The following is a 24,104-nucleotide window of genomic DNA, read 5'->3' as shown; positions in this document are numbered from 1 at the left end:
GTTAATGGAGTTAACTAACCCTGTGACTTCCCCACGCAAGGACTGGAATGTGCTGTCGCACGGCAGCGCTATTTTGCCCTCCCATGGAAGGGAGCACAACCTCTCTCTGGTTCTGCAAACACTTTCGGACCAAGGCGCTTCGAGCCGTGCCGATCTGGCACGCGCTACCGGCCTGACACGTGTCACCGTCTCGGAACTGGTCGCGGAATTGATCAACCGCTCGCACGTCATTGAGACCGGGCAGCAAGAGCAAAAACGCCCCGGCAAGCCCTCCACCCTCGTCGATTTGAATCGCCCGGGGCTCAGGATCATCGGCGTGGACTTATCCGGCGTTGTCCCGTTCCGGGCGGCCATCATGGACCTGGATGGCGCCATCCTCAAGAGTTTTTCTGCCCAGGCACGTGAAGCAACCGGTGAGGCCGCGACGGTACAGCTCCTGGAGCTGCTCGACACCGCACTAGCCGAATGCGACGCACCGGTTCTGGGCGTGGGCATTGGCTCGCCCGGCGTAGTGACCGATCGGGGAATTGTCGTCGCAGCCGAAAAGTTCGGTTGGCGCGACTACGACCTGCGATCTGCGGTCGAGCAGGCTACCGGCCTGGCCGCTCATGTCCTCAATGACGCCGACTGCGCCATCCTTTCCGAGCACACTTTCGGCCAAGGCAGCGACCACATGATCTTGCTGCGCCTGGGGCGCGGTGTGGGCTGCGGCGTCATCACCCACAACACCCTGGTGCGCGGCTCCGATTTCGCCGCCGGCGAGCTGGGCCATGTCCGCCAGCGTGCGCAGGACACTGCCTTATGCAGCTGCGGGCAAATCGGCTGCCTGGAAGCCTATGCTTCCGTTCCTGCAATCTGGAAGTCCCTGGCCGAAGGGGAACCAAAGGATCAGCTGGACCAGCGGATCGCCGCGTATCTTGCTGGCGCACTTGCCCCGCTTCTTTCGGTACTCGACATTCGCGATGTCATTTTCACCGGCACCCCGGAAGTCGTCGATCAGCCTCTCGCGCAAGCGCTACGCGAAGCACTGGCCCTGCGCTCGCATACTGCACGCGCCGAGAACTTCCGGCTTTCGCTGAGCGAAGATCCAGAGCATCTGGTGCTCCGAGGTTGCGCGGTCAACGTGCTATTCCATGAACTGGGGATCACCTAGCGGGACCGCCCGGTTTCTCCATACCTGTATTCCACTAATCATCACTGCCAAGATCGGAGAGTGCCCACCATGCGAGTGCTCATTGGTTCATCCCCTGAAGAAGTTGCACGCATCGCTGCCGACAACGTGTTGGCCGGCCTGGCCCACCACAGCGCTGGAGCCCCCTCGAATTTGGGGCTTGCCACAGGTTCGTCTCCGTTGGGCCTGTACCGTGAACTTTCCCGTGCGGTCCAGGAAGGCCGTGCCGACTTCACCGATACCCAGGGTTTCGCCTTGGATGAGTACATCGGGATCCCGGACACCCACGAGCAGTCCTACCGCCAGACGCTGATCAACGAGGTCTGCAATGTCATCGGCTTGCCTGCGCGCTGCCTGCATGTACCGCAGGGCATGGCCGCATCCGTGGAGGCCATCGAGACGGCGGCCCGGGCGTACGATGACGCCATCGCCCAGGCCGGTGGCATCCACGTACAGATTCTGGGTATCGGATCCAATGGGCATCTGGGCTTCAACGAACCAGGCAGCGCGCTGCGAAGCCGCACCCGCATCAAGCGCCTTGCGGCCAATACCCGTGAAGACAACGCCCGGTTCTTCGACGGCATCGAGCACGTTCCCACCCACTGCGTCACCCAGGGACTAGGTACTATTCTTGACGCCGGCCGCTTGGTCCTGGTGGCTGTAGGCGCGGGCAAGGCCCAAGCCATTGCCGCTGCCGTAGAAGGGCCGCTGTCAGCTTCCTGCCCGGCATCCGTCCTGCAGCTGCACCAGGATGCCGTGGTAGTAGTTGATGAAGCGGCAGCCAAGGGGCTGAAACTGCGTGAATACTACGATGACGCGGCTGAGGAACTGACCGTCGTAGACCTCGTGGTCAGCTAAACCGCCCAGCCAATGGCATACTGAAGCCATGGCCGTCTACTTTGAATGCGTTACGCTTTGCGGTGCTTCACGTGCCGACCTCTTCGAGAAATCGCTCAGCATCGACGCGCACGCCGGTTCAATGGCCGATTCGCAGGAAAAGGCCGTGGCGGGGGTTACCAGCGGCGCTATCGGATTAGGCGAGCAGGTCACCTGGCGTGCCAAGCATTTCGGCATCCCCTTCCGGATGACCTCGAGGATTTCCGACCTGGATGCCCCGCACACGTTCACCGACCAGCAGGAGCGAGGGCCTTTCAAATCCTTCCACCACGTCCATGAATTCTACGAGTCGGACCAGGGGACGTTGATGGTGGACAAGATCCGCTTCAGCGCTCCATTGGGTCCCTTGGGCTGGCTAGCCGAGCGGCTCGTGCTTGGCTGGTACCTGCCCAAGCTCATCCGGATCCGCAACGACTACCTGGTCAACGCGCAAGGCTAATCCTGCTCGCTAGCGGTCCTGTGGCTCGATGACCACAGCCCACTGGCGCACCGCGCAGGAGTCGGATTCCCCGCATTCTCCGGTCTGCGGCTGCGCCTGGACGATGAAGGCCATCGGGCTGGGCAATTCATTGGGAACCACCGGAAGCACATGGCTGAACGAACCGTCGGTGTTAACCGGGATCTTCAGATCCGGGCCTTGATCCGATATGGCTTCGCCCCGCTCCAAGATGACGGAGTACACGGTTGCAGTGCGGATTGGAAGTTGGATCCGAGGGCTCATCGCCGTCGGCCTGCGAGGGGAATTATTGACGGCTCCACGTGTACAGTGGATTAGTCGCCACGACGGCAGTAAACCGCTACCCCTATCAAGGCCGATGACCCCGATGCAGCAGACCTCGACAGCCAGCTCACCTCTTTCGGTGCGAAAAATCGCCTTAGTGGTTTCGCACGTGCTCTCCCCCATTATCCTGGCTACCGTGTTGCTGCTGGCAACGCCATGGCGGGATTCCTCAGTGCGCTGGACCGAGTCGATTGTTGCAGCCCTGTTCACCACGATTATTCCGTGGCTGATCCTGGCCGGGGCGAAACTGCGCGGCAAGGTCACCGATATGCACGTGACCGTCAGGCGTCAGCGGCATGGGATCTATGCCTATACCGCAGGATTGATCCTGTGCGGCCTGCTCGTGCTGCGGGTCATGGATGCCGCTTCCGGGATCTTCCTCGAAGTGCTCAGCATCCTGATTGGATTGGCGCTTGTTGCCGTGATCAATTTGTGGTGGAAGGTCTCGGTGCACCTGGCTGTGGGCACCTACGTTGTTTTGCAGGTGGCGGGACAGCAGGCCGAGCTGATGCCGCTAGTGGTGTTCTTCCATGCAGTGCTTTCCTGGGCCCGGATCCGCAGCTACCAGCACACCGCCACACAGGTGTGCGGCGGTGTAGCTGTGGGCATCGCCATCCATTACGCGCATCAATGGATAGCAGCTTTGCTTCCCTAGGCGCTAGGCTCCGCGAGCTTGGCTGGATCCACCAATCCGGCGTACTGCCAGCCCGGGTTGCTGCTGGGCCGGCCTACCTGGCATCCGGCTTCCTCTGCAATCAGCGCGCCGGCAGCCCAGTCATACTCCTGGGTGCCATATTCGGCGTAGGCGTCCAAAGACCCCTCGGCCACCAGGCACAGGTCCAGCGCGGCCGAGCCGAGTCGGCGCACATTGACGTAGTCCTGGAGCATCTGCCCGAGCACTTGGGCTTGGAACTGGCGGCGCTGGGAATCATAGCCGAAGCCAGTTGCCAGGATCCTGGTCTCGGATTCGGCCGGCCCGGTGAGCTGTGTGAGCTTCCCGGATCGCAGATCAAGCTTCCATGCACCCAATCCCTTTCCGGCGAAGTATTCCACCTGCAATGCAGGGGCGACGATGGCCGCGGCTACCCAGGTCTCGCTGCCATCCTCATTGCGTTGGCAGACGCCCACCGAGGAGCAGTAATAGGCGATGTTGCGCACGAAGTTCGTGGTGCCATCCAGCGGATCAATGCTCCAGCGCAAGCCGCTCGGGTTCGCAGGCTTGGCACTTGGATATTCCTCGCCGGTCAGTTCGTCGTTGGGCCGGGAGGTCAGGATGGCCGCGCGAATTGCTTCCTCGGCGGCACGGTCGAAGTCGGTCACCCAGTCCCCGGCCGCCGATTTGTCGGTGAGGTTGAACTGCGATTCATCGCGGCGGTTGAGTACTTCGGCGCCGGCGGCGGCGGCCCGGCGGGCAACCATTACCAGCGGATCATGAGTCACTGCGCGGTCCATTTCTAGCCTTCCGTTGGTGCGGCGAGGGCTACCTCGCGCGCTGCGTCTGGGCCCTGTTCAAGCAGGACGCCGAATCCGGTTTCGTCCAGTACCGGAACACCCAGGGACTGGGCTTTGTCCAGCTTTGACCCTGCGGCTTCGCCGGCCACCAGGAAGTCAGTCTTCTTCGAAACGCTGCCGGTGGCCTTGCCGCCACGGACAATGATCGCTTCCTTGGCGGTATCGCGGGAATAGTGTTCCAAGGTACCGGTCACCACGATGGCCAAGCCTTCGAGGTTCTTGGTGATGTTCGCATCTTGCTCGTCTTCCATCTTCACCCCAGCGGCCTGCCAGGAGGAGACAATTTCACGGTGCCAATCCACCTTGAACCAGTCCACCAGCGCTTCGGCAATGATTGATCCGACGGAATCGATTTCGCTCAGTTCAGCCTCGGCGTTGCCCGAGTCAAGGACGTCGAGCAGGGCATCCATGGAGCCGTAGCGGGTGGCAATGGCCCGCGAAGCGTTCGGGCCAACGTGGCGGATGGACAGTGCCACCAGCACGCGCCACAGCGGGTTGCCCTTGGCCTTTTCCAGCTCATCGAGCAGCTTCATGGTGCTCTTGGTTGGCTCTGACGGCTTCTTGGCGGTGGCCTTGGAGTAGAAGTACGGGACGAGCTCGAAAATGCCGGTGCCTTCCCCCTTGGAACGCTTTTCCCGCCATACCTTCACCTCGCCAAGCTCGTCGAGCATGTCCTTGAGGTTGAACAGTTCGGCTTCGTTTTTCAGCGGGCCGGGGCCAGCAGGCAGAATGATGCCGCCCTGGGTGGCAGGGTCCTCGCCCGGACCGCTGGTCAGGGCCGCCGCTGCTTCGTAGCCCAATGCCTCGATATCAAGGGCGCTGCGTCCGCCGAGGTAGGCCACGCGTTCGGTGAGCTGGGCCGGGCAGGATTCAGCGTTGAGGCAACGAATGTCCACATCGCCTTCCTTGGCCGGCGCCAGTGGCTGCCCGCAGGATGGGCATTCGACAGGCATGACGAAATCACGCAGGTCTTCGTTGCCCTCACGCAGTGGCAGCACCGGACCAACAATTTCAGGGATGACGTCTCCCGCCTTGCGCAGGATAATGGTGTCGCCAATCTTGACGTTCTTCGCCTTGACGACTTCCTGGTTGTGCAGGGTCGCGCGGGCAACGGTGGAGCCAGCGACGAGGACCGGTTCCATCACGCCGAAAGGCGTCACGCGGCCGGTGCGCCCCACCTGGACCTGGATGTCCAGCAGCTTGGTGTGCACTTCTTCTGGCGGGTACTTGTAGGCGACAGCCCAGCGTGGAACACGCGAGGTGTAGCCCAGCTGTTCCTGGGTGGCCAGGTCATCGACCTTGATGACGATGCCATCGATGTCATGGATCAAATCGTGGCGCTTCTCGCCGTGCTCGGCAATGTAGTCCTTGGCTTCCTGGCGGCTGCCGACAACGCGGCCGTAGGGCGAAACCGGAAGACCCCAGTTGCGCATCAGCTCGTAAGCCTGGGACTGTTCAGCAAGGTTGAAATCGCGGCTGCGGCCCAGTCCGTGCACGAACATGCGCAGCGGACGCTTGGCAGTCTGTTCCGGGTCCTTCTGGCGCAAGGACCCGGCGGCCGCGTTGCGCGGGTTGGCCAGGGGCGCCTTGCCCTGGGCAATCAACGCTTCATTGAACTTGTTGAAGTCATCGGTGGCAATGAAGACTTCGCCGCGGACTTCGAATTCTTCGGGCCAGCCGGTGCCGGACAACTCCTGCGGGATGTCGCCGATGGTCAGCGCATTGTGGGTAACGTCTTCACCGGTGGTGCCGTCGCCGCGGGTAGCTGCACGCACCAGCTTGCCCTGGCGGTAGGTCAGGTTCAGTGCCAGGCCATCGATTTTGACTTCGCACAGCCACTTGACCGGGGTTTGCGGGTGCAGGCGTTCGGCATTGATCTGGGCACGTTCGAGCCACGCTTCGAGTTCATCAAGTGAGAAAACGTCTTCCAGCGAGTACATGCGGCTTGCGTGGGTGACCGATGCGAAGGCGGCGGAAACTTCGCCGCCGACTTCCTGCGTGGGCGAATCCTGTCCAGCCAGGATGGGATAGGTTGCCTCGAGCAGCTGGATCTCATGGAACAACGCATCGTATTGCGCGTCGGAGACCAGAGGAGCATCGTTTTGGTAGTACGCCTCGCGGTGGGCACGGATCTGCTCGACCAGCTGTTCATAGCGGGACTTGTCAGCTTCTGGCGGAACGTTGGAGGCCTCAACTGGTGTTACGTCTTTTTCACTCACGTATTCAATTGTGCCCCACCGGCGGACAGTTTAGCTGGCTTGGAGCCCTAGTTCCCAGGTGCGTCAATTTGCGCGGACTCGGCTGCCAGCACATCAAGGACAATCACCGCGATGTTGTCCCGGCCGCCAGCTTCCAGTGCGGCCCCGGTGAGAATCCGGGCCGCTTCGGTGCGGTCCTTGTAGTTCACCAGCAAGGTCTGCAAGATGTCTTCGGTCAGTTCGCCCGAGAGCCCGTCGCTGCACAGCATGTAGCGGTCGCCGATGCGCGGCTGCAAGACGGTGAGATCCGGCTGGCTTTCGGCGCCGGCGCCAAGCGCACGGGTAATCAGATTCCGGTGCGGATGATTGCGGGCTTCCAACTCGGTGATCTGCCCGGCATCCACCATTTCCTGCACGGCCGAGTGGTCACGGGTCAGCTGCTGCAGGGCGCCATCACGCAGCCGGTATCCGCGCGAGTCCCCCACGTTGACCAGCAACAGGCTCGGGATTTCATCGGCGACTACCGGGATCGGCTCGGTAGCTGGAGCCAAACTGGCGCGGTGGTTCTCCAGCATTTGCGGAGTGATCTTGGAGATGACATCAGTGTTCTGCGTCATCGCGAAACTTGAGGTCCAGGGCGGCACCGCGGCCAGTGGAGCGGTCACATTGTCCCGGCCTTTGCCCGGGGTCTTGATCTGCACCAATGCGCACAAGGTAGTGCCGCCACGTGATTCAAGCGCTTCGCGAATGCGGTCATCAGCCAGCTGCACCTGGCGCTGGACATCCGGCACGGATGGCAGTTTCCGAACCGACGTCTTATTGGCGAAGGTGCAGATTTCCTGCATGGTTTCCACCGCAAGCTGGCTGGCCACCTCGCCAGCTTCGTGACCGCCCATGCCGTCGGCTACCGCATACACGATGTCGTGCATCAGGATGCGGTCCTGGTTTTGCGTTCGTTTCCGGCCCACGTCCGTCAGCCCTGCCGCGGCGAGGATGAACGGTACCGGTGCTGGTTCTTTAGCCATTAGTCGATCACCAGTCCTGCTCCCTCGCCTGCGGAGAGCTCATAGGGTTGAATGTCGCCAAAGCCGCGCACCGCGGTGATTTCCTGGGCGGTGAGCACAAAGCGTGCGTCATTGCGCAGGGTGTTTGCGGTAATCGCGTCGGTCAGCACGGTGCCCGGTTCCGCCAGCGAGGTCAGCCGAGCCGCCATGTTCACCGTAGGACCATAGATATCGCCCAGGCGTGAGAGCAGCCGGCCCCAGACCACCGCGCCGCGGGTTTGCGGGAAGAGCTCGTCCTTGGCCAGCTCGCGCGACAGGGACAGCGCAATCTCGGCGCCGGCCTGCGGGGTTTCGGCCACGTAGAGCACTTCATCGCCAATGGTCTTGACCAGGCGGCCACCGCCCACGGAAATGACTTCGGCGCATTTGGCTTCGAAGCGCTGCACCAGCTGGGCCAGGGTGCGCTCGTTCATGCGGCGCGACAGCGAAGTGTAGGAGACCAGGTCGGCAAAGCCCACCGCACGGGCCAGCGGCAGCGGGGTGCCGCCATCTTCGTCGCCACGGTCTTGGTTGTAGGCAGCCACTCCGGTTTCCACCCGCAATGCCATGCGGTGCACGGCAGAGTTCAGCTGGCGGCGCCATGAGTAGAGCAGCAGGTCTTCAATCGCTGGGATGATTTCGGGCAGCAGGCCGAAAAGCTGGCGGCGCGCCTGGCGGTCCGACATGTTCTGGTTGGCGATCATGTCCTCAACCAGGGCTTCGATCTGCCACACCACCATGCGGTCAGTCATCTGGCCAACCGAACGCATCAGGGAAATAGCGGTTTCTTCGGTCAGCTTGCCTTCGCGGACCATGCCCACCATGGTGCCCAGGGCTTCCTTGTCGGCCTGGGTGAAGAACACTTCATCATCGCTGAGTTCAGGGAAGCCGATGGCGCGCCAGAGCTTGCGCGCGGAGTGCAGGGAAACACCGGCCTCAGAAGCGACCTCGCGTCGGCGGAATTCGCGTTGGCCGCCGATGAGCCGCCTTTCCAGCGAAGCGACGGTGTCGCGGACAGCGTCGGGGGTGTGGGCCGGAATGCGCAAGGGGCCTTCCATGGCCTGCGCAAGTTCGAATATTGGATCTGACTCGGCCGGTGCGGCCACAGGGGGGTGCTGGCGGGCGCCGCGGACAGCCTCGGCGGCGGACTGCGGAGAGTCTGCTCGGGGTGTGTTGGTGTGCTCGGTGCTCATGCCCCCATGCCCTCACTGTTCGTCGTTTCGGTGTGTGCCGCATTCTGGTTGCTGCGCAGGTTCGCCATCGCCTCCATTGCCAGGGAACGGAAATACGGTACCGAGGGGACATGTGAGAGTCTCACGTATCCCTGGTTCAGCACGATATCCAAGGTTCCCGCACGCGTCATGGTGTTTTTCGCCTTGCTGTGCGCGACGAGGTCGCGAACTGTAAATAATCCTACAGATTGCAGCTTGCCATCGTTGTATGTGGGCCGGAACATGATCCGCTCGGTGGTCAAGACGATTTGGCTGCGTAGCCACCGTGCCCAGGGAATCACGCTCCAGATCAGCACCAGTGCGGCCCAGAGAACCACCGAAACGACCATCCACACATTCGCGTTGCCAGCTAGCCAGTCCGAGAGATCGTCCCGGGAGAGATAGCCCAACGAGAAGGTGCACAGGGCAGTCAATACGAGGAAGGCTCCCACGGGCTGGCGCAGCACTCGGGAATGTTCACGAGTTTTGATAATCACTCGTTCCCTTTCATGCAGCGGCAACTTCATCGTGTTGTTCCTCGCCCCTCCTGTTCTCGACTCCGTGTTTCGGTCATCATCTCCAATAATAGTCCCGGGCCAAGACCCAAGTCTGGTTAGGCATACTTTCCGTCGGCGCGCCGTACGTGGTGCACGTCCCCTGCCATCACGTGCTTCCGCTGCCCGGTTCCATATTCCAGGACCAACGAGCCGTCTGCGCCCAACTCGACCGCGTTGCCAACCAGCGTGGATCCATCGGGGAATTCCACACGCACTTCATGTCCCAGTGTGGCCAGCTTGCCGCTGACGAGCTGGCGCAAAGATTTTCCATTATTTCCCGGCAACGGCATCTGCGCAAAGCCGCCGACCCGGCGGAAACCCTGATCCAGTGCTGCGAATTGCTTCAGGTACTCAGCCAGAAGTTCGGTGCGGTCCAAGTTCTGGGCGCCAGCCAAACGCAGGGACGTCGCGGTGGGCACCGGAAGCTCGTCCCGGTTCTGGTTCACATTGATTCCGGTGCCAACCACTACCCCGTAGCCGTTGCCAGTTGGAACCATTTGCGCCAGTATGCCGCAGACTTTCTGCTCTCCGGCCAACAAATCGTTGGGCCATTTGATGCCCAAGGGGACGCCGCCGATATTCTCGGCGGCCCGGCTCCAAGCCAAGGCCGCAAGCATGGTGTACCAAGACAGGGATTCGGCAGGGAAGCTGGGACCGGGCACTGCCAAGACACTGACGGTGAGGGAGGATCCTGCCGGAGTTACCCATTCACGGCCCAAACGCCCTTTGCCTGCCTGCTGGTGCTCCGTGAAGTACACGCTGAGGTGACCGGCCTCGCCATTGCCAGCCAGTTGCGCCAACTCGGTATTGGTTGAACCGGAGGTTGGCTTGATATTAACCAGCCCCAATCCCAGCTGGGCGGTGAGCTCGGTGAAGAGCCGGGAATCGAGAACTGCGCGGTCGGTGCCATGCGGGTTTTCCATACCTCCAACCCTATGGCACCGGCCGATGATTATGCTTAGTCCTGCCTCGTCATCTGCCTAGAGGAAGATGTCTTCAACCAGCGGGACTTCGGGGTTCAACGTGTACTTCTCCAGGTCCGTCTCGCCAGCCAGCGTCAGCACCTGGCCATCCGTGAAGAAGTTTCCGCTGACTCCGGCCGGCGGGCTGGCAAGAATGGCCATGGCGGCATCTGCCACGACCGAAGCATCGCGCGCTCCCTGAACCATTTCCTGTCCACCCGGCAGGTTCCGGATGGCTGCGGTATCGATCAGGGTTTCCGGCCAAAGCGAGTTCACGCCGACGCCATCGTCCTTCAGTTCTTCGGCTAGGCCAAGGGTGGTCAGCGACATGCCGTATTTGGCCATGGTGTAGGCCAAATGCCGTCCAGCCCACTTCGGTTCCAGGTTCAATGGCGGGGAGAGGGTGAGTATATGGGCATGCTCGGAGGCGCGCAGGTACGGGAGCGCGGACTTGGAGAGCAGGAAGGTGCCGCGGACGTTGATGTCCTGCATCAGGTCGTAGCGCTTCATATCAAGCTGATCGGTCTTGGCCAGGTTGATGGCCGAGGCGTTGTTGACCACAATGTCGATGCCGCCGAACTTTGCCACGGCCTCTTCCACCGCGCGCTGCACATCGGCGTCCACGCGGACATCGCCAACTACGGCCAGGCCCTTGCCACCTGCTTCTTCGATCTGCGCAACGGCGGTGTGGATAGTCCCTTCCAGTGCCGGATGCGGCGTATCGGTCTTGGACAGCAGGACCACATTGGCCCCATGCTTGGCTGCGGCCAGGGCGATAGCCAGGCCGATGCCGCGGCTACCGCCGCTCATCAGGATGGTGCGGTTTTCCAGGTTCCCGGGAACAGGTGCGATAAGAGTGCGCGATTCACTAGTCATGTGATATAGATTACGCGATGATCCCCCACTAAGCTACTGTTCAGTAACTTATTCTGGCGTGCCACGCACCAGATATCGGGCCATTTTGTAAGATTCCTACAAACAAATGAGCTGTTTGCCCAGCTAGACTGGCTTAGTTGGCATTTTTCTTGTGCCATTCCTACACATTGAAGACAACTCGAGGGAGTCGAAGGCATGACGCAGGGCAGAACCGAGGCAGCCGAGTCAATCGACCTGTCCACCACCGCCGGAAAGCTTGCTGAGTTCCGCCGCCGCCAGAAGCTCTCTAAAGCGCCAAGTGGCGAAGGAGCGATTGAAAAGCAGCACTCCCGCGGCAAGCACACTGCCCGCGAACGCATTGAAATGCTCATGGACGAGGATTCCTTCGTTGAGTTCGACGCCCTCGCAGTCCACCGCTCCACGGCCTTCGGCATGGAGAAGAAGAAGCCATTAGGCGATGGCCTGGTCTCCGGCTACGGCACCGTCGATGGCCGCCTGGTGGCTGTCTACTCCCAGGACTTCACCGTCTACGGCGGCTCCCTGTCCCAGGTCAATGGCGAGAAAATCGTCAAGGTCCAGGAATTTGCGCTGCGCAACGGCTGCCCAGTTGTCGGCATCCTGGATGGCGGAGGTGCCCGCATCCAAGAAGGCGTCGCTTCCCTGGCCATGTTCGCCGACATCTTCCGCAACAATGTCCATGCCTCGGGCGTTGTCCCGCAGATCTCGCTGATCATGGGCCCATCGGCCGGTGGTGCAGCGTACTCCCCTGCACTGACCGACTACGTGATCATGGTCGACAAGACCAGCCACATGTTCATCACCGGTCCGGACGTCATCAAGACGGTTACCGGCGAGGAGATCGACATGGAAACCCTGGGCGGCGCCCGCCAGCACAACGCCAATACCGGTACCGCCACCTATCTTGCGTCCGATGAAGAAGACGCCGTGGAGTTCTGCAAGGAACTGCTCGATTTCCTCCCGTCGTCCAACCTCTCGGATCCGCTGATTGCCGAATTCGATGAAGAGCTGGATATCACTGCCGAGGACCTGGAGCTCGATACGCTCATCCCGGACTCCGCCAACCAGCCTTATGACATGCGCACGGTCATCGAGTCGGTTGTCGACGACGAGCATTTCTTTGAAATGCAGTCGCTGTACGCACCGAACGTGATGATTGGCTACGCCCGCATCGAAGGACGCACCGTGGGCATCGTCGCCAACCAGCCAATGCAGTTCGCTGGCACCTTGGATATCGCTGCCTCGGAAAAAGCTGCCCGCTTCGTGCGCAACTGCGACGCCTTCAACATCCCGATCCTCACCTTCGTGGACGTGCCAGGCTTCCTGCCGGGCAAGGACCAGGAATTCCAGGGCATCATCCGCCGCGGTGCGAAGCTGCTCTACGCCTACGCCGAGGCCACGGTGCCGAAGCTGACCGTGATCACCCGCAAGGCCTACGGCGGAGCGTACATCGTGATGGGTTCGAAGAAGCTGGGCGCGGACCTGAACCTGGCTTGGCCTACCGCGCAAATCGGCGTGATGGGTGCCCAGGGCGCAGTGAACATCCTCTACCGCCGCGATCTGGCCGCAGTGGAAGCCGAAGGCGGAGACGTCGAGGCACGCCGCAAGCAGATTATCGACGACTACGAGGCCGAACTGCTCAACCCCTACCAGGCGGCGGAGCTGGGTTACGTGGATGCGGTCATCGCCCCGAGCGAGACCCGCTTCCAGCTGGTTCGCGGCCTGCGCGCGCTGCGCGAGAAGCACGTTAGCCTGCCTCCGAAGAAGCACGGCAACATCCCGCTGTAAGCAGCAGTGCCTGCCCGCCTAGTACCAGCTAAAACCAATAAGGAGCACTCCCATGGAACAGAACGCTGCGTTGCCTGTTGCCCCGCAGATCCGCGTCACCAAGGGAAACCCCAGTGACGAGGAAGTGGCGGTAGTTACCGCGCTGCTCGCTGCCATGGGCAATACTCCGGCTCCTGCACCAGAAGCCGCCGAGCCCAAAAAGCGTGTAGCCCGGATCCGCAGGCGCCGGGCGCTGGCCCCGCGTTTGGGCTGGACTATTGGCCGGCGCTAAGGCCTGCTGAAAGCGATGGCCCGGAACGTTCCCTAGCGGAATTTTCCGGGCCATTGCTCTGTGCAGCGCCGCTGGCATCCTAGTCTTCGTCGGGAACTTCGAAGTCCAAGATGGCTAGGTCTGCACGAGTCACCAGATGCGAACTCACAGCATGTTCCACCAGTCGCGCCCTGCGGTTGGTGGCCAATTTTCCAGGTCCCCCGCGCAGCCCGGCCACGCCGGCCTTGTCCAATTTGTCGCAGACGTTATCGAGTTTGCGATTGAACTTCGTAATTCCCCACCCCAGCCGGGCGGCGGCAGCGGCACTCGTGGGAATTGAACTCAAGCCAGTGCCTTCACGGCGCAGCATCGGCTCAGCCAGGACAACGACCAAGGCCCGCTGGGCACTGGTCAGCACCACCGGGCCAATGGTGGTCTCGCCCGAAGCGTCGTAGTCCATGTAGGCCTGTCGGAACGCGGGCTGCGCAACATGAATCGATAGCTCGTAGGTGGTGGGACCGGCGGTGAAAACCACGCCCACCCGGTTCAGCACCAGGGGCAGGCTCGATTCCGGCGAGAGCCAGGCCTGCAGTCCGCCGGTACGGTCAGCAATCGTCGCGGTCAGCCGGCTACCGACGTTATTAAGCCACCACAGCCCGCTTTGCTTGGTAATCGTCAAGAAGTGCCGGTGCAAGTAGGGATTGTCGTCGATGGCCAGATCGCCTTCTCGGCCGATGGTGAAGGGCTTGGCGTCTTGGACAGGATAGTACTGTCCGCAGTACTCGATAGTTACTTCACTCATCTCTCTTGCCTACTTTCCTGAACCTGCGGCGGTGCAGAACCGTGCTCCATCCGAGATACGTCCATCATCGCGCACGAGCTTGACCTCGATACAGGTTTGTCCGCCTTTCCCGATCTCGGTAGTGGCGCTTGGGGACATCGTCTGCTTGTATTCTCCCGTTTCCGTGGCGGTAATTGGAGCCCACCGGTAATGGTCTGCCTTATTCGGTTCTGGGTTGGACCAACGGAAAGTTACAGTTTCTCCGACCGTGGAGTACGCAAAATTATCCACCTTCGGCACAGTGCCGCCAACCAATGCATCCTTGGGCCCGTCCGTCGCTGTAATAGGCGGGCCAGAACGCTGTGCAGCATTTTGGTCCGGCAAGTACATGTTGGCAATGACAGCGCCGCCAACCAGGAGAAATAGCACAAGGCCCACTGCGATGAAGACCTTCGGCAGGCCCTGGCGCGGCTTCGGTTCTGCCGGCGCGTCCACCGGCGTTCCTGATTCGCCTGGAGCTGCGCTCTGCTGGCCCGGAGCCGAAATGGAATCCTTCGGCATTTCCAGCCGCGGTATTGGAACTGACGGTCCTGCCTGCCGCAGCCGTTGCCCGGGAACGGAGGAAATCATCGGTGGGGTAGGCAGCGGACGCTGCGCATCGCTAATCGAAGTAACATTGCGAACGCGAGTGCTCTCGCCGTGATCTTCGTCAACCGCTTCTGCAGGTTCTTCAAGTACTTCAAAGGGCGTGACCGAGAAGCCCAGCTCGATCTGGATTCGTTGCATCGAGCGGGCCAGTTCGGCAGCCGAGCCGAATCGCGACGCCGGGTTCTTCGCCATGGCTACCGCCAGCGCCTGGCTCAATGATTCAGGAACATCAAGCCGTTCCAACGGCACCAACGGCGTATTGCAAATCCGCTCAATGAGTACTGCCTGCGAATTATCCTGTCCAGGACGGACGAATGGCGAATGCCCGGCCAAGATCGTATAGATCGTGGCACCGAGCGAGTACACATCCATGCGCACACCCGGAGGCATGCCATCGCCGAAGGCTTCCGGCGCGGACCATGGCACCGAAAGCCCAGCGGTGTGTGAACCGATAGTTCCCGAGATGCCGAAGTCGGTCAGCGCCGGCCTGTTGTAGTCGGTGGTCAGCACGTTTCCCGGCTTGATATCGCGATGCACAATGCCAGCAAGATGCGCAGTATGCACCGCTGAACACAACTGGATCGCCAGGGACAGCGTTTCATCAATGCTCAGGACGCCACGACGGTATCGGACGTCCAAAGAAGGCCGGGAACAATACTCCATGGCCAAATAGGAACGTCCGTCTTCGGTGATCTCCGCTTGGTAGATCGTGACAATATACGGATGAGTGGACAGCTGGGCCATCAAGTTGGCTTCCGCCTCGAATCGCTGGCGAGCTTCCTCATCGCTGACATCCGCCAGCAGCACCTTCACCGCCACCTTGCGGTTGGGCCGGTGCTGCTCGTACAGATAGACATCGGAAAATCCGCCCGTGCCCAGCGGCTTGACGTAGGTGAATCCCGGGATCTGCGGCGCCGGAGCTGGCGCGCGCCGCAGGCTCACGGCAGATCCTCGAAACGTATGCTCACGCCATCGCCCAGATCAGCGACATCGCCCTTGATCAGCATGATCTCCTGGTGCCGGGACAGGCGCCGTGGCCGCTGCCCTTCGCGCAGGAGCACGGTGCCATTGGTCGCGCCCAGGTCAACCAGCTGCACATGCCATCCTTCCACTCGCACATGCAGGTGCGAGCGGGAGATGTCACCGCTTGGGCTTTCCACCTTCAGCAGGCGGGGTTCGGTGTCGGATTTGATGGCTGCTGCGCTTGGCTGGCGCCCCAGGATCACCGAGCGGTTCAGTTCATGGGCGTATTCGCGGGCGCCACCGTGATCGCTGACAATCATGCGCCCCATGGCCGGTTTGCGAACTTGCTGCGCTTGGCCGGTGAGGCGCTCGCCGCATTCCCGGCAGGTCGAGGCAGTTGGAGGGTTGGGATGCCGCTTGGAGCAAGAGCGGGCCAAGATGAATTCATTCAGCGACACCGAATTTTCGGTGCCGTCCTTGGCGTCCAAACCTGAAGCGGCGCTGGATTTCGGAACACTGGAGCCGCGGATGATCGTGTGCTCGTCGTCGGCTGGTTCAACCGGCCGCGCCGAAGATGCAGGACTTCCCGGGCGCGGTTTGATTATCGTGTCCAGATCATCGCCCTGGCCGGTATCGTAGACGGTCTCTGCTGCACCTCTGGCGCCCAGCAGCTGTCCGCCCAGCGATAGTTCCTCCGAGTAGGCTTCCTGCTCGTATTGTGCTGGATCCTGAGTTTCTTCCGAGACTTCGGTCGGCGGCAGCGCATAACTCGTTGCCGTGCCATCTGTCTGCTCATCCCCGGCACCCTGTGCAGATACCTTGGCCGCGTCGGCTGCCTTGGCTGCTCGTGCCAGCACAGCTGCGGGGCCCTTGGGATCTCCTGCTTCTTTGGACGGCGCGGCGGCGCCCGGGTCGGATGCCGGCTTGGCGGCAGTTGGCGCTGGTTCTTTCGCTGCCGCTGGGGCCTTTGCCGGCGCGGGCGCAGCAGCAGGCTTGGCCGCGGTTGCTGCGGGGGTCTTTGCCTGCGCGGGCGCCGCCGCAGGCTTAGCCGCAGCTGGCACTGGTTCTTTCGCTGCCGCTGGAGCTTTTGCCGGAGCAGCCGCCGGCTTGGCAACAGCGGGGGCCGCCGCAGGCTTAGCCGCAGCTGGCACTGGCTCTTTCGCTGCCGCTGGAGCTTTTGCCGGAGCAGCCGCCGGCTTGGCAACAGCGGGGGCCGCCGCAGGCTTAGCCGCCGTTGCTGCGGGGGCCTTTGCCTGCGCGGGCGCAGCAGCAGGCTTAGCCGCAGTTGGCGCTGGCGCCTTTGCCGGAGCCGCAACAGGCTTGGCCGCAGCGGCGGCAGGCGCCATCACGCTTGGAGCTGCTTTGGCCGGAGCAGAAGGGGTGGCAGGTGATTTGGATGCGGCACCGGCGGGCGCACCAGCAGCCGCATCCCCTTCGGTGCCCCACTCAAGGCTTGATACTCGAACAATGCCTTCGCTAATTGGCAGCGCGAACGCAGCTTCAGGATTCGCCGAACCGGTGCTCAAAGTCCATGAGTTCGACTCGCCAAGTTTGCGTTCGGCCCAGGTCGCGATGCCGGTACCGCTAACTTTTTCGTCACCGGCAGCTGTCCGGGCGGTAAATTCTGGGGCTCCCCGCAAGACCAGATGTGGTGCGCTGTCACGGGATACCAGAGCGAAGTTCGGCAGCTCGGCAATGTTCATCCGGTAAAGCGGCAACAGCTCTGAGAGCAGTGCTTCCACCGTCGTCTTACCAGCGACGCTGGCCCACAAGCCGTTGACCTGCTCGGCGCTGGCGCTTGCAGGAAGGAGGACGATGTGCTGGTCATTTACCAGGGCGTACCAGTCTCCGGGAATGTAACGCAGGCTGTTCATGATTTCTCCTCTTGGTGGCTCGTGGTCGATATGCGTGGGATTGTAATGCCAACATCGTCGGGGTGCCCATACTGCACGTCGGCGACGATCACGCTGATATTATCTCGTCCCCCGGCGTCCAGGGCCGCTCGGACCAGTTCCTCGGAAGCCTGCTGCGGGTCCGGGAAACGCGTGAGGATCTCCTGGATTGCGGCATCGCCGACTTCGCTGCTGAGCCCATCTGAACAGACCAGAATGCGTTCGTTCCCTGCCAGCGGCACCAACCAGTAATCGGGATGGCTGTTGGCGTTGATCCCCAATGCGCGGGTGATGACGTGCCGGCGCGGATGGGTGGCCGCTTGCGCGGCGTCCAGCTGGCCGATATCCATCAGCTCCTGCACCTCGGAGTGATCGACGCTGACCTGTTGCAGCAAGCCCTGGGCCCAAAGGTAGGTGCGCGAGTCGCCCACATTGAACACCAGCAGTTCGGGTTGTTCTTCCTGCGCGCTGGAGGTCCTTGGATCAATCAGCACGGCCCCGGTGAGTGTGGTTCCGGCTCGACCGGAGCCTGCCTCCACGATGCTGCGATCAGCTTCGGTCAACAGCACGTCCAGGGTTTCCGGGTCGAGCTTGGCGCCTGCGTCTTGGAATCCTTCACCCAGGATCTTGAGGCACAGGGCGCTAGCTATTTCACCGGCCTCATGCCCGCCCATGCCATCGGCAATGGCCAGCAACCGTTCCGAGGCCAGCAGGCTGTCCTCGTTCAGGGCGCGGCGCAGTCCACGGTCAGTTGCCTGGCCGTGGCTGAATCTGAGGCTGACTCCGGGGGTAAGATCTGTCACGGACGTTCCACCTGGAAGTAGCGGTCACCGAAGTACACCGTATGGCCAATCATTGCCTGCTCCGGCTTGCCCGGGACAAGTTCGCGCACGTTTCCGTCTTCATCAACAATGGAAGAGCCATTGCCAGAATCCCGGTCCGTAACCCAGACACTGCCTACCCCGGGCTGGATCAGCAGATGCGTTTTGGAGACCGTGCGTTCCGGATCATCCACCGCAACCAGGTGAACACCTACATCGCCATCTGCGTAGGAAGGGTTGCGTCCGATCAAAATGCTGCCGGCAAGGTCGAGGCACCGGCTATCGTCAAAGAGCAGATGCAAGGCATCAGGTGATTGCGAACGAATCTGTGTATGCCCATGATCTGCATCCGGATCCGCATCGGCCTTGGACGACCGGACCTCAACGATCTTCGCCTCCGGCTTAGGCTGCGCCGCAGGACGGGGACGCGCCTCAGGCGCATTGTTGCGCACGGCACCTGGCACCGAATCAATGACTCCCGACGGCTTGCCGGGCACTTCTTCTGGCTCGCCCACGAAGCGACGGCCCGGAGCATACTGCTGCTGAGGCGCGAAAGACCCTGGTCCCCCGGTACCTCCGGTAGTCAGCGGATCCCGTCCAGCTTTGATATCGAGTACCAGCGTACCGGCCGCCTTATCGTGCCATCCCTGCTTCTTGCCATTCGCGTCGAATTGATTGGAGATCACCATCAGCACCGATCCCAGGATCGGAACGATACCTGCGACGGCTATCAGCAAGCGGCGAATAATGGTCTTGCCCCAGCCCGGGCGCTCACCTGAAACAGTAGCGGTGCGTAACCCGAGGAGCACATTGCCAAGACTCTTGCCTGCAGCAGCTTCCCACCACCACAAGAAAACCGTGCAGGCCAGAGTGAGGACGCTGTACAGGATGTACGTTCCGGCGATCTCGCCCATGATCTGCGGAGCATTCAGCGAGTTCACCATCCTGGATGCGATCATCGGCAGGAAAATAACCGAGAGGACCAGTACTGGCAGGAAGTCGACGAGCCACGAGAGCAGTCGCTGCGTAGTTCTGGCATCTACCAGGTCCATCTTTACCGCCATGGCTTGCTCCCGTTTTTCCGTTGCAATGTTCGTGCCGTCTTGACTGTTTTAGCTGCCAATTCGTGTATCAGAGAGCGTGGAGAGTATTTCACCCGCATCTTGCCGAAGAAGCCCAGCGGCTCCTGCATCTTCTGGGTCTGCGCAATGACATCCTCCCAGTACTTCCGCACTTGCTCTTCGGTCGGTTCTTCATGCGCGAAGTTCGCCGCATCCGCACGCTGCGCCAGCGACTGCACCGGGCTGGACAGCGCCGGGAAACCGTCGGCCAGCACGCCGGCACTTTCCCGCCGGGTCGCACCGCTGGCAGTCGCGATTCGGTGGTCAGTGGCATGGCTGAGCAATTCCTGCCAGCCACCGCTCACGCGGTCACCGGCGCTGCCGGTTTGAGAACGCTTCTGCCTGCGGCGCAGCTTCAGCAAGGCAACCAGCAGCAGCGGCGAGAGCACAAGCAGCACCGAACCCAGCGAAATGCCGGCGACAATGATGACCTGGCCCCAGCGTTCCCAGAAGGTTTTCGGTTCCTCTTCGACTTCCTGCGGCTCCGGTGCAGTTTGCGGAGGCAAATCCGCTTCTTCCTGCGCCGGTGGTGGCGGTTGCAGCACCTGCGGCTGCGGCACAGCTTTGGGTTCCTGTTCCGGAGGAGTGGGCTGCTCGTCTTCATTCGGCGTCGGGTTGAAAGCAACCCAGCCTATTTCCTCGAAAGCGATCTCCACCCAGGCATGAACATCGGACCCCTTGATTTCAACGGCTTTCCCCGGCGCGTATTCCTCCGGGTAGAAACCCATGACTACGCGCGCAGGGATCCCTTGCTCGCGGGCCATCAGCGCCATCGCGACAGCATACTGCTCGTCATCGCCGATCATCTGCTCGGCATCGAGCAGGCTGGTGATACGTCCCGCTCCGTGCCCGGAGAGCGAGGGAACCTGGCCCTCGGTGCCGTTGGAGAAGAATCCGGTTCCGGAAAGCATGGCTTCAATGCTCCGCACGCGCTGCAGGTCGCCGCGTGCCGTACCGGTGAATTCGGCGGCCTTGGCTCCCGCCGTGGCTGGCACATTGGCCAGCTCTGGCATGCGGAACTGCGCCAAATCCAGTTCATTGAGCTGGTCATCGCTCGGCTTGGCGGGGAAGAGCACCTTAGCCGTGTAGGCATCGCCCTTCTCCAGGCCAATGGAGCTCAGCGCGCTTTCAGAGGTATCGCTGTAGAACAGGGAACGGGCCAGTTCATCTTCACGACCGCCGGCCAGATCCAAGCCCATGAGCTTGCCTCCGGAAGGAACCCACACCCCTTCATAGTCCTGGATCGAGATTTCAAGTTCAGCCGCTTCGCGGCCTTCCAGCGTCTGGGCAGAACGAATATCGCTGGCATCACCCACGGGGGCAAAACTGCCACCCGCGGAAGGATCCACGTTGATGACCATGCCGTTGTAGGAATCCAATGCGGCCAAGCGGATGCGCTCGTCCTTTGGCAAGCCCTTGACGGTCAGCAGGGTGTCGTCAGCCATTGTCTTCACATACTTGCGGAAACTCGTCAGCGGGCTTGGATAATCGTAGAGATCCACCGGTGGTTCCAACGCATCGCGCAACACCTGGCGCGGGGTTTCGGGGGCCAGCAGCGGAGTGGCCGCGGCGGTCGCTACGCCGGCTCCGGCCAGCACCAGGGCTCCGGCGATGATGCGGCGCAGCAACATCTGCTGGCCGCCATGGGAATCAAGCTGCTCGTGGTTCACCGAGCTGAATCCGCCGGAAATGCGCGTGTCCATGAAGCGCCGCCAGGCAAGCCAACCGACCAATACCGCAATCAAGGCGACGCCTCGGGCGATCGGCATCGGCACGTCGCGGGTGCCGAAAACAATACCCAGCACGAACATCGCCAGCAGCGGCAGCAAAGTCCAATACGGCGAGCGCAAATGCCAGGCCGCCAAGCCGGCCAGCAGCGCGGTGAGCAGCGCGGAAAGGAAGGCCACGATCAATACGCCGCCGTAGGAGCCTACCGGTGGCGCCACGGTGAGCATGTCTTTCCAGCTGAAGACCAGGCCGGTCAGCAAGGTGCGCAGGGATTGCCCGGTGGGCAAGATTCCGAAGGCAGCCTCGCGTGGAGTGGCCAACGGCGTGCCCAGCACGAGGTACAGCAGTGCGAACAGGGCCATGGTCCGCCACGTGCCCAGCTTGAAGTGCACATTGGCCCAGGCCAAAGCAAGACCGGCAACAATTCCGCCCACGGCAGCCAGGATGAAGTTCAAGCTCGCGCCGTAGGCGTCCAGGAGACCCAGGGCACCAAGGACCAGGGCCAATCCCAGGCAGGCCGCGTCAACGCCGAAGCGCCAGAGGGGCAAAGTCTGTTTCATGCCACGGCCTTTCGCAGCATCAAGCCGAGTTCTTCCAGCTTGCCCAGGCTCAGTACCGTCAGCTCGCCAATGTTCGAGCGCGTCGGCTCCATGCCGGTCTCGCACCTGATAGCGATGGCGCGCACTCCGGCAGGCACATGCATCCAGGCTTCACGCAGCGACTTTGCACTGGTCCTGGTGCCGGTGAGGAAGAAAAGCACCGACGCTCCGGGCACGATATCGGCGGTGTGGCGAACCACCTGCACCAGGTTCTCGCGCTGGCCAGCGGCTGCTTCGATGCGGGTCAGCGAGTCCATCATCATGCGGCCGCTGTCGGTGCGCACCGGACCTTGCTGGGTCACGATGGCCAGCTTGCGCTGTTCCGCCACTGCCTGCTGCCCGATGGAGGCAGCGACCGAAATAGCCAGTTCGAAATCTTCCTCTGCGTGCGCCTCGCAGTACTCGTCCAGATTGGTGCTCAGGCTCAGTGCCAGGTGCGAACGCCGGGTCTCTTCGAACTGGCGGACCATCAATTCACCGGTACGCGCCGTTGACTTCCAGTGGATATGGCGGCGGTCGTCTCCTGCCTGGTATTCGCGCAGGGCGTGGAAAGACACATCGGAGTTCGAGAGGTCGGAAGTGGGCATGCCTTCGAGGTCGCGGATGAAACCAGCAGAGGAACCATCCAGCGCGGTGGTGCGCGGATGGATGAACAGCTCGTAGCGGTCGGTCCATTTCACCTGCCGGCGCAGAATGGCGAAGGGATCCTGGCGGACCGAGCGGACCGGCCCCACGTCCAGCACCTGGCGGCGCTGGGTTGGGATGGTGAACAGGTCTTCGTGCGTTCCTTGCGGCTCCAGGCGCGGGATCCGGAACTGGGCGGCACCATGGCCTACCGGAAGTTCCATCATCACCGGCGCTGCGCTGCGCGAGGCCTGGTTGGCCACCTGCAGGGCGCCAACGGCGCGGTCCCCCACAGCCACTCGGGTGCGGTGCAGGTCCAGGTCCACGCTGAAATCATTGCGGCCCAGGATGAATCCCACGGAAGCCAGCAGCAGCAAGGTGGCCATGAAGGCACCCAGCAGGGCCTCCTGCCAGCCGAAATTGGTACCAAGAATCCACAGGAGAATCGCCGTACCCAGCAGCACGAAGCCCAGCGGGGAGATGACCGAGGTGACCGGTGCAAGGAAACGGGCGCTGAATTCCTTGACCCGCGCTGTTGCAGGGCGCAGGTATTCGCGCAGCACCTGCATTGCTTCGCTGGCCATGGTCAGCGACTTTTCGGCCCTGCGATTCAACTTGGTGCTCCGCGCAGAACGCTTAGCTCGTCGGCTCATTAATGCTCGTCCTGGTCCTTGCCGGCGACCGGGGCGGAGTCGTCGTTGCCACGGCGGGTTGGGGCCGGGACCTTGCGCAGCACCGAGGTGATGACCTGGGCGGAGGTGGTGCCGGTGAATTCCGCTTCCGGGTCCAGCACCAGGCGATGGGTGAAGATATAGGGCGCCAATTCCTTGATGTCATCCGGCAGCACGTAGTTCCGTCCCTGGCTGGCAGCCCACACCTTGGCCGCGCGCACCATCGCCAGGGCTCCGCGGACCGAAACTCCCAAACGGGTTTCCGGAACTTCGCGGGTCGCTTCGCACAGCGCCGCGACGTACTCCAGCACGGCGGTGTCCACATGCACGGTGGTTGCCAGCTCGGCCATTTCCACCACTGCTTCGGTAGTGATGATGGCGCTCAGCGCGGTCGAGCGGTCACGCTGGGTGCTGCCCGAAAGCAGCGCCACGGTGGCTTCCCGGTCCGGATACCCGATGGAGGTCTTGATCAGGAAACGGTCCAGCTGGGCTTCGGGCAGCCGGTAGGTACCGGCCTGCTCGATCGGGTTCTGGGTGGCAATCACCATGAACGGGCGAGCCTGCGGGTAGGTGGTGCCATCGACGGTGACCCGCCCTTCTTCCATGACTTCCAGCAACGCCGACTGGGTCTTTGGAGACGCGCGGTTGATCTCATCGGCCAGCACGAGGTTGGCGAAGATCGGTCCATGGTGGAAGTCGAACTGCCCGCTGCGCTGGTCGTATATGGTGATGCCGGTGACGTCCGAGGGCAACAGGTCCGGGGTGAATTGGATGCGCGAGTTGCTGCCCCGCACCGTGGCGGCCAGCGAGCGGGCCAGCATGGTCTTGCCGGTGCCCGGTGCGTCTTCGAGCAGCACGTGCCCTTCGGTGAGCATGGCAGTTAGCACCAGCTTGATGGCCTGGTCCTTGCCCAGCACGGACAGTCCGACATTGGACACCAATTTGGCGAAGGTATCGCAGAACCAGTTGGCCTGCTCGGTGCTCATGGTCAT

General features: G+C 62.0%; 22 protein-coding genes. 6 read left to right on the top strand and 16 right to left on the bottom strand.

The window, feature by feature from the left end; translation table 11 throughout:
- The first annotated feature begins 22 nt into the window (after positions 1–22).
- The 3 genes from ACIP6G_RS11785 to ACIP6G_RS11775 all read left to right on the top strand — a co-directional run bounded on the left by ACIP6G_RS11785 (position 23) and on the right by ACIP6G_RS11775 (position 2,507).
- The gene (locus tag ACIP6G_RS11785) at positions 23–1,153 is read left to right on the top strand and encodes an ROK family transcriptional regulator (RefSeq protein ID WP_400290222.1); all 1,131 of its coding nucleotides are present in this window, start codon (positions 23–25) and stop codon (positions 1,151–1,153) included.
- Positions 1,154–1,222: 69 nt separating this feature from the next.
- Positions 1,223–2,029, top strand: a complete 807-nt coding sequence (locus ACIP6G_RS11780; RefSeq protein WP_105657148.1) for a glucosamine-6-phosphate deaminase — start codon at positions 1,223–1,225, stop codon at positions 2,027–2,029.
- Between the two features lie 28 nt (positions 2,030–2,057).
- Positions 2,058–2,507 carry an SRPBCC family protein gene (locus ACIP6G_RS11775; protein ID WP_332503376.1) on the top strand — a complete coding sequence of 150 codons (450 nt, stop codon included), beginning with the start codon at positions 2,058–2,060 and terminating at the stop codon, positions 2,505–2,507.
- 9 nt (positions 2,508–2,516) lie between these two features.
- Here the strand turns inward: ACIP6G_RS11775 and ACIP6G_RS11770 are convergent, their stop codons facing one another.
- Entirely contained in the window at positions 2,517–2,789 is a 273-nt protein-coding gene (locus ACIP6G_RS11770; protein ID WP_400290220.1) for a hypothetical protein, read from the bottom strand.
- Between the two features lie 157 nt (positions 2,790–2,946).
- On the opposite strand from ACIP6G_RS11770, the gene ACIP6G_RS11765 reads away from it, so the two are divergent.
- Positions 2,947–3,504 (top strand): hypothetical protein, encoded by a 558-nt coding sequence (locus ACIP6G_RS11765; RefSeq protein ID WP_400290217.1) that lies wholly within the window; start codon positions 2,947–2,949, stop codon positions 3,502–3,504.
- Here the strand turns inward: ACIP6G_RS11765 and ACIP6G_RS11760 are convergent.
- The 7 genes from ACIP6G_RS11760 to ACIP6G_RS11730 form a co-directional block, all read right to left on the bottom strand.
- The gene (locus tag ACIP6G_RS11760) at positions 3,501–4,289 is read right to left on the bottom strand and encodes an inositol monophosphatase family protein (RefSeq protein WP_332594782.1); all 789 of its coding nucleotides are present in this window, start codon (positions 4,287–4,289) and stop codon (positions 3,501–3,503) included. The genes ACIP6G_RS11765 and ACIP6G_RS11760 overlap by 4 nt on opposite strands.
- A gap of 14 nt (positions 4,290–4,303) precedes the next feature.
- Positions 4,304–6,580, bottom strand: coding sequence for an NAD-dependent DNA ligase LigA (gene ligA / locus ACIP6G_RS11755; RefSeq protein WP_400290215.1), 2,277 nt, complete (start codon positions 6,578–6,580; stop codon positions 4,304–4,306).
- Between the two features lie 47 nt (positions 6,581–6,627).
- Entirely contained in the window at positions 6,628–7,584 is a 957-nt protein-coding gene (locus ACIP6G_RS11750; RefSeq protein ID WP_105657142.1) for a PP2C family serine/threonine-protein phosphatase, read from the bottom strand.
- Positions 7,584–8,795, bottom strand: a complete 1,212-nt coding sequence (locus ACIP6G_RS11745; protein WP_400290213.1) for an adenylate/guanylate cyclase domain-containing protein — start codon at positions 8,793–8,795, stop codon at positions 7,584–7,586. Before ACIP6G_RS11745 ends, ACIP6G_RS11750 begins: the two co-directional genes overlap by 1 nt.
- Positions 8,792–9,340, bottom strand: a complete 549-nt coding sequence (locus tag ACIP6G_RS11740) for a hypothetical protein (protein ID WP_400290211.1) — start codon at positions 9,338–9,340, stop codon at positions 8,792–8,794. Before ACIP6G_RS11740 ends, ACIP6G_RS11745 begins: the two co-directional genes overlap by 4 nt.
- 86 nt (positions 9,341–9,426) lie before the next feature.
- Positions 9,427–10,293 carry a biotin--[acetyl-CoA-carboxylase] ligase gene (locus tag ACIP6G_RS11735; protein ID WP_400290209.1) on the bottom strand — a complete coding sequence of 289 codons (867 nt, stop codon included), beginning with the start codon at positions 10,291–10,293 and terminating at the stop codon, positions 9,427–9,429.
- Between the two features lie 57 nt (positions 10,294–10,350).
- The gene (locus ACIP6G_RS11730) at positions 10,351–11,208 is read right to left on the bottom strand and encodes an SDR family oxidoreductase (protein ID WP_400290207.1); all 858 of its coding nucleotides are present in this window, start codon (positions 11,206–11,208) and stop codon (positions 10,351–10,353) included.
- 195 nt (positions 11,209–11,403) lie between these two features.
- On the opposite strand from ACIP6G_RS11730, the gene ACIP6G_RS11725 reads away from it, so the two are divergent.
- Both ACIP6G_RS11725 and ACIP6G_RS11720 read left to right on the top strand, forming a co-directional pair.
- A complete protein-coding gene (locus tag ACIP6G_RS11725; protein WP_400290205.1) occupies positions 11,404–13,014 on the top strand; it encodes an acyl-CoA carboxylase subunit beta in 1,611 nt (536 codons plus the stop codon).
- A 52-nt stretch (positions 13,015–13,066) separates the two neighbouring features.
- Positions 13,067–13,285, top strand: coding sequence for an acyl-CoA carboxylase subunit epsilon (locus ACIP6G_RS11720; RefSeq protein ID WP_105657136.1), 219 nt, complete (start codon positions 13,067–13,069; stop codon positions 13,283–13,285).
- Positions 13,286–13,364: 79 nt separating this feature from the next.
- Here the strand turns inward: ACIP6G_RS11720 and ACIP6G_RS11715 are convergent, their stop codons facing one another.
- The 8 genes from ACIP6G_RS11715 to ACIP6G_RS11680 are packed head-to-tail and all read right to left on the bottom strand — an operon-like array spanning position 13,365 to position 24,104.
- On the bottom strand, positions 13,365–14,066 hold the full coding sequence (locus tag ACIP6G_RS11715; RefSeq protein WP_332487805.1) for a hypothetical protein: 702 nt from the start codon (positions 14,064–14,066) through the stop codon (positions 13,365–13,367).
- A gap of 9 nt (positions 14,067–14,075) precedes the next feature.
- Positions 14,076–15,635, bottom strand: a complete 1,560-nt coding sequence (locus tag ACIP6G_RS11710; RefSeq protein ID WP_133833031.1) for a serine/threonine-protein kinase — start codon at positions 15,633–15,635, stop codon at positions 14,076–14,078.
- Entirely contained in the window at positions 15,632–17,530 is a 1,899-nt protein-coding gene (locus tag ACIP6G_RS11705) for an FHA domain-containing protein (protein ID WP_400290203.1), read from the bottom strand. Before ACIP6G_RS11705 ends, ACIP6G_RS11710 begins: the two co-directional genes overlap by 4 nt.
- Positions 17,527–18,351, bottom strand: coding sequence for a PP2C family protein-serine/threonine phosphatase (locus tag ACIP6G_RS11700; RefSeq protein WP_400290202.1), 825 nt, complete (start codon positions 18,349–18,351; stop codon positions 17,527–17,529). Before ACIP6G_RS11700 ends, ACIP6G_RS11705 begins: the two co-directional genes overlap by 4 nt.
- Positions 18,348–19,433: an RDD family protein gene (locus ACIP6G_RS11695; RefSeq protein ID WP_400290200.1), complete on the bottom strand. Its 1,086-nt coding sequence runs from the start codon at positions 19,431–19,433 to the stop codon at positions 18,348–18,350. The genes ACIP6G_RS11700 and ACIP6G_RS11695 overlap by 4 nt, the downstream gene beginning before the upstream one ends.
- The gene (locus ACIP6G_RS11690; RefSeq protein WP_400290198.1) at positions 19,424–21,778 is read right to left on the bottom strand and encodes a DUF4129 domain-containing transglutaminase family protein; all 2,355 of its coding nucleotides are present in this window, start codon (positions 21,776–21,778) and stop codon (positions 19,424–19,426) included. The genes ACIP6G_RS11695 and ACIP6G_RS11690 overlap by 10 nt, the downstream gene beginning before the upstream one ends.
- Positions 21,775–23,094 (bottom strand): DUF58 domain-containing protein, encoded by a 1,320-nt coding sequence (locus ACIP6G_RS11685; RefSeq protein ID WP_400290196.1) that lies wholly within the window; start codon positions 23,092–23,094, stop codon positions 21,775–21,777. Before ACIP6G_RS11685 ends, ACIP6G_RS11690 begins: the two co-directional genes overlap by 4 nt.
- On the bottom strand, positions 23,094–24,104 hold the full coding sequence (locus ACIP6G_RS11680; protein WP_332487818.1) for a MoxR family ATPase: 1,011 nt from the start codon (positions 24,102–24,104) through the stop codon (positions 23,094–23,096). Before ACIP6G_RS11680 ends, ACIP6G_RS11685 begins: the two co-directional genes overlap by 1 nt.

Origin of the sequence: Glutamicibacter sp. NPDC088483 (genome assembly GCF_044753145.1) — a bacterium.
GTDB lineage: Bacteria > Actinomycetota > Actinomycetes > Actinomycetales > Micrococcaceae > Glutamicibacter.
This window is presented reverse-complemented; position numbering and strand designations above follow the sequence as displayed.

Coding starts and splice junctions, on each gene's coding strand:
- ACIP6G_RS11695 (WP_400290200.1), bottom strand. CDS start 19,433: ATGGCGGTAAAGATGGACCTGGTAGATGCCAGAACTACGCAGCGACTG.
- ACIP6G_RS11705 (WP_400290203.1), bottom strand. CDS start 17,530: ATGAACAGCCTGCGTTACATTCCCGGAGACTGGTACGCCCTGGTAAAT.
- ACIP6G_RS11740 (WP_400290211.1), bottom strand. CDS start 9,340: ATGAAGTTGCCGCTGCATGAAAGGGAACGAGTGATTATCAAAACTCGT.
- ACIP6G_RS11745 (WP_400290213.1), bottom strand. CDS start 8,795: ATGAGCACCGAGCACACCAACACACCCCGAGCAGACTCTCCGCAGTCC.
- ACIP6G_RS11685 (WP_400290196.1), bottom strand. CDS start 23,094: ATGAGCCGACGAGCTAAGCGTTCTGCGCGGAGCACCAAGTTGAATCGC.
- ACIP6G_RS11780 (WP_105657148.1), top strand. CDS start 1,223: ATGCGAGTGCTCATTGGTTCATCCCCTGAAGAAGTTGCACGCATCGCT.
- ACIP6G_RS11720 (WP_105657136.1), top strand. CDS start 13,067: ATGGAACAGAACGCTGCGTTGCCTGTTGCCCCGCAGATCCGCGTCACC.
- ACIP6G_RS11770 (WP_400290220.1), bottom strand. CDS start 2,789: ATGAGCCCTCGGATCCAACTTCCAATCCGCACTGCAACCGTGTACTCC.
- ACIP6G_RS11715 (WP_332487805.1), bottom strand. CDS start 14,066: ATGAGTGAAGTAACTATCGAGTACTGCGGACAGTACTATCCTGTCCAA.
- ACIP6G_RS11730 (WP_400290207.1), bottom strand. CDS start 11,208: ATGACTAGTGAATCGCGCACTCTTATCGCACCTGTTCCCGGGAACCTG.
- ACIP6G_RS11680 (WP_332487818.1), bottom strand. CDS start 24,104: ATGACCATGAGCACCGAGCAGGCCAACTGGTTCTGCGATACCTTCGCC.
- ACIP6G_RS11690 (WP_400290198.1), bottom strand. CDS start 21,778: ATGAAACAGACTTTGCCCCTCTGGCGCTTCGGCGTTGACGCGGCCTGC.
- ACIP6G_RS11735 (WP_400290209.1), bottom strand. CDS start 10,293: ATGGAAAACCCGCATGGCACCGACCGCGCAGTTCTCGATTCCCGGCTC.
- ACIP6G_RS11775 (WP_332503376.1), top strand. CDS start 2,058: ATGGCCGTCTACTTTGAATGCGTTACGCTTTGCGGTGCTTCACGTGCC.
- ACIP6G_RS11725 (WP_400290205.1), top strand. CDS start 11,404: ATGACGCAGGGCAGAACCGAGGCAGCCGAGTCAATCGACCTGTCCACC.
- ACIP6G_RS11750 (WP_105657142.1), bottom strand. CDS start 7,584: ATGGCTAAAGAACCAGCACCGGTACCGTTCATCCTCGCCGCGGCAGGG.